Raw genomic sequence first — 3,021 nt, 5'->3', positions numbered from 1 at the left:
ATGAGAAGCGAACGCGGTGAACTGAAACATCTAAGTAACCGCAGGAAAAGAAATCAACCGAGATTCCCAGAGTAGTGGCGAGCGAAATGGGACCAGCCTGTACTCTTTATCTTCATTGTTAGTCGAAGGCTCTGGAAAGTGCCGCCATAGCAGGTGATAGCCCTGTAGACGAAAGCAGCGAGGAAGAACTAGGTGTACGACAAGTAGGGCGGGACACGTGAAATCCTGTCTGAAGATGGGGGGACCATCCTCCAAGGCTAAATACTCGTGATCGACCGATAGTGAACCAGTACCGTGAGGGAAAGGCGAAAAGAACCCCGGGAGGGGAGTGAAATAGATCCTGAAACCGCATGCATACAAACAGTAGGAGCCTCGCAAGGGGTGACTGCGTACCTTTTGTATAATGGGTCAGCGACTTACATTCAGTGGCAAGCTTAACCGATTAGGGCAGGCGTAGCGAAAGCGAGTCCGAACAGGGCGATTCAGTCGCTGGGTGTAGACCCGAAACCAGGTGATCTATCCATGGCCAGGATGAAGGTGCGGTAACACGTACTGGAGGTCCGAACCCACTAACGTTGAAAAGTTAGGGGATGAGCTGTGGATAGGGGTGAAAGGCTAAACAAACCTGGAAATAGCTGGTTCTCTCCGAAAACTATTTAGGTAGTGCCTCGTGTATCACCTTCGGGGGTAGAGCACTGTCATGGTTGTGGGGTCCATTGCGGATTACTACGCCATAGCAAACTCCGAATACCGAAGAGTGCAATCACGGGAGACAGACATCGGGTGCTAACGTCCGGTGTCAAGAGGGAAACAACCCAGACCGCCAGCTAAGGTCCCCAAATATTGCTAAGTGGGAAACGAAGTGGGAAGGCTAAAACAGTCAGGAGGTTGGCTTAGAAGCAGCCATCCTTTAAAGAAAGCGTAATAGCTCACTGATCGAGTCGTCCTGCGCGGAAGATGTAACGGGGCTAAGCAATATACCGAAGCTGCGGATGCACATTTATGTGCATGGTAGGAGAGCGTTCCGTAAGCCTGCGAAGGTGCATTGAAAAGTGCGCTGGAGGTATCGGAAGTGCGAATGCTGACATGAGTAGCGATAAAGGGGGTGAAAAGCCCCCTCGCCGTAAGCCCAAGGTTTCCTACGCAACGTTCATCGGCGTAGGGTGAGTCGGCCCCTAAGGCGAGGCAGAAATGCGTAGCTGATGGGAAGCAGGTTAATATTCCTGCACCATTGTTAAATGCGATGGGGGGACGGATCGCGGAAGGTTGTCCGGGTGTTGGAAGTCCCGGTCCTTGCATTGGAGAAGGCGCTTAGGCAAATCCGGGCGCGGAATTCAAGGGTGTGAGGCCATTCACTTAGGTGAAGAAGCAATCGGAAGTGGTTCCAAGAAAAGCCTCTAAGCTTCAGTTTAACAAGACCGTACCGCAAACCGACACAGGTGGGCGAGATGAGTATTCTAAGGCGCTTGAGAGAACTCGGGAGAAGGAACTCGGCAAATTGGTACCGTAACTTCGGGATAAGGTACGCCCCTGTAGCTTGATGCCCCTGCGGGCAGAGGGTGAAGGGGTTGCAATAAACTGGTGGCTGCGACTGTTTAATAAAAACACAGCACTCTGCAAACACGAAAGTGGACGTATAGGGTGTGACGCCTGCCCGGTGCCGGAAGATTAAATGATGGGGTGCAAGCTCTTGATTGAAGTCCCGGTAAACGGCGGCCGTAACTATAACGGTCCTAAGGTAGCGAAATTCCTTGTCGGGTAAGTTCCGACCTGCACGAATGGCGTAACGATGGCCACACTGTCTCCTCCCGAGACTCAGCGAAGTTGAAGTGTTTGTGATGATGCAATCTCCCCGCGGCTAGACGGAAAGACCCCATGAACCTTTACTGTAGCTTTGCATTGGACTTTGAACCGATCTGTGTAGGATAGGTGGGAGGCTATGAAGCGTGGACGCCAGTCTGCGTGGAGCCAACCTTGAAATACCACCCTGGTTTGTTTGAGGTTCTAACCTTGACCCGTTATCCGGGTCGGGGACAGTGCATGGTAGGCAGTTTGACTGGGGCGGTCTCCTCCCAAAGTGTAACGGAGGAGTACGAAGGTACGCTAGGTACGGTCGGAAATCGTGCTGATAGTGCAATGGCATAAGCGTGCTTAACTGCGAGACCGACAAGTCGAGCAGGTGCGAAAGCAGGTCATAGTGATCCGGTGGTTCTGTATGGAAGGGCCATCGCTCAACGGATAAAAGGTACTCTGGGGATAACAGGCTGATACCGCCCAAGAGTTCATATCGACGGCGGTGTTTGGCACCTCGATGTCGGCTCATCTCATCCTGGGGCTGTAGCCGGTCCCAAGGGTATGGCTGTTCGCCATTTAAAGAGGTACGTGAGCTGGGTTTAAAACGTCGTGAGACAGTTTGGTCCCTATCTGCCGTGGGCGCTGGATATTTGAAGGGGGCTGCTCCTAGTACGAGAGGACCGGAGTGGACGAACCTCTGGTGTACCGGTTGTCACGCCAGTGGCATCGCCGGGTAGCTATGTTCGGAAGAGATAACCGCTGAAAGCATCTAAGCGGGAAACTCGCCTTAAGATGAGATATCCCCGGGGCTTTAAGCCCCTTGAAGGGTCGTTCAAGACCAGGACGTTGATAGGTCAGGTGTGGAAGCGCAGTAATGCGTTAAGCTAACTGATACTAATTGCCCGTAAGGCTTGATCCTATAACAGGTGTGTCTTGCTCCCGCAAAGGGACACAAGACGCACGGTTGAGATCAGTGTTGTGCCAGAAACAGCACAACCCCAAAAGCTTCTCTGGTGAGCATCACCAGAAACTACTTCTTCCAGATTGGTTGTGTTGCCCCAAAGGCGACACGACAACAAGTCATGCCTGATGACCATAGCGAGTCGGTACCACCCCTTCCCATCCCGAACAGGACCGTGAAACGACTCCACGCCGATGATAGTGCGGATTGCCCGTGTGAAAGTAGGTAATCGTCAGGCTCCCCAGCAGCATCAGAAACCCCACCCC

Annotated in this window: 2 rRNA genes; both read left to right on the top strand. The window is 52.6% G+C overall.

Going from position 1 to position 3,021, the window contains the following annotated elements:
• Positions 1 to 2,713, top strand: a 23S ribosomal RNA gene (locus ABH945_RS36050); the annotation flags it as partial.
• A gap of 166 nt (positions 2,714 to 2,879) precedes the next feature.
• Positions 2,880 to 2,993, top strand: a 5S ribosomal RNA gene (gene rrf, locus ABH945_RS36045).
• Positions 2,994 to 3,021 lie beyond the last annotated feature (28 nt).

Source organism: Paraburkholderia sp. GAS333 (assembly GCF_050435665.1).
GTDB lineage: Bacteria > Pseudomonadota > Gammaproteobacteria > Burkholderiales > Burkholderiaceae > Paraburkholderia > Paraburkholderia fungorum_A.
This window is presented reverse-complemented; position numbering and strand designations above follow the sequence as displayed.